Here is a 1,229-nt window from a genome sequence, read left to right as displayed (position 1 = left end):
ATGGTTCTGGCGTTCGATGTCCGCCACGATCAACGGGGTGGCGTAGACGTTGTCTACCGGGATATCGAAGAAGCCCTGAATCTGGTCGGCGTGCAGGTCTACGGTGACCACGCGATCAATGCCGACGGCGGTGATCATGTCGGCGACCACTTTGGCGGTAATTGGCACGCGGGCAGAGCGCACGCGGCGATCCTGGCGGGCATAACCAAAGTAGGGAACAACGGCGGTGATGCGGCCTGCGGAGGAGCGACGCAGGGCGTCGGCCATGACCAGCAGTTCCATCAGGTTGTTGTTGGTCGGGTTGCAGGTGGATTGCACGATAAAGACGTCTTTGCCGCGCACGTTTTCCTGGATTTCCACGGCAACTTCGCCATCGCTGAACGTGCCCACATCGGCATTGCCGATCGGCAGGTTCAGGTTGTTGACCATGGCTTTGGCCAGTTCGGGATTTGCGTTACCGGTGAAAACGACGAGCTTGGACACTGGCGCCCCCTGGGGTCTTGCGTCGTGAATTTGGGAACCACTAAGGGGAAGGGTAAGAGGTTCCTCAGAAGAAAATGGCTGGGGTACCAGGACTCGAACCTGGGAATAACGGGATCAAAACCCGCTGCCTTACCAACTTGGCTATACCCCAACACTCGGTCTCAGGCCCGCTTAGGCGGGTTTGCCTGAATTCTTTGTCTCTCGAAACTTCGCCAGTGTCTCTCCCAGAATCTGGTGGAGAGGAGAAGTATTACAGCTTCGAGCGACGAAACCTGTCCAGTGTTGTGGCAACTGTTGCAGCAATTGCTGCCCCTGTTGCAGTCCGGTCAGGCGGGAAAAACAGCAAGCGCCTGTGCCGGTCATACGGGCGTTACCCGTATGTTGCTTGAGCCAGTCCAGCGTTTTTCCGATTTCCGGAAAATGCCGGGTTGCCACCGCTTCACAGTCGTTGTGAAAGTCGCGGGTCAGCACCGCCTCAAGCGAGGCCGGTAATTTACTGATGGGTGTATCCCTTGTCAATTGCCGGTCGCCGAAAATTCGAGCAGTTGATACATGAATTCCGGGGTGAACGACCAAAAAAGCGTCATTTGGTAGTGTGACGGGGGAAATTTGTTCGCCGACGCCTTCTGCCCAGGCATTGTGCCCCAGCACAAAGACGGGCACATCGGCGCCCAGCGCCAGGCCGATATCGGCCAGCTCCGGCAGTGTCAGGCCCAGCTCCCAGAGTTTGTTCAGACCCAGCAGGG

The 1,229-nt window shown here is 57.5% G+C and carries 2 protein-coding genes and 1 tRNA gene; all 3 read right to left on the bottom strand.

What is annotated here, in order from left to right; all coding sequences use genetic code 11:
• The coding region (gene prs, locus A3754_RS22460) for a ribose-phosphate diphosphokinase (protein ID WP_156497153.1) at window positions 1-483 on the bottom strand (483 nt) is incomplete at its 3' end.
• 75 nt (window positions 484-558) lie between these two features.
• Window positions 559-634: transfer RNA gene (locus A3754_RS22455), tRNA-Gln, on the bottom strand.
• Window positions 635-654: 20 nt separating this feature from the next.
• Window positions 655-1,229: 4-(cytidine 5'-diphospho)-2-C-methyl-D-erythritol kinase (ispE, locus tag A3754_RS22450; RefSeq protein WP_063521387.1), on the bottom strand; the 575-nt coding region annotated here is incomplete at its 5' end.

Source organism: Alcanivorax sp. HI0083 (assembly GCF_001635175.1).
Note: the sequence above shows the minus strand (reverse complement) of the source record. Positions and strands in the feature narration are given on the sequence as shown.